General features: G+C 68.2%; 1 protein-coding gene. It reads left to right on the top strand.

The features are described 5' to 3' along the window. Positions 1-223: GTP-binding protein (locus ACSNOD_RS32075; protein ID WP_436770554.1), on the top strand; the 223-nt coding region annotated here is incomplete at both ends.

Here is a 223-nt window from a genome sequence, read left to right as displayed (position 1 = left end):
TCTACCTGTTCGGCACCCCCGGACAGGACCGCTTCTGGTTCATGTGGGACGACCTGGTGCGCGGCGCCATCGGCGCGATCGTGCTGGTGGACACCCGGCGCCTGGCCGACTGCTTCCCGGCCGTCGACTACTTCGAGAACAGCGGACTGCCCTTCGTCATCGCCCTCAACGGCTTCGACGGACACCAGCCCTACGGCCCCGAAGAGGTCCGCGAGGCCCTCCA

The organism is Streptomyces sp. URMC 123 (assembly GCF_051386515.1).
Lineage (GTDB): Bacteria > Actinomycetota > Actinomycetes > Streptomycetales > Streptomycetaceae > Streptomyces.
The sequence above is the reverse complement of the archived record's forward strand: the minus strand, read 5'-3'. Positions and strand labels throughout refer to the sequence as shown.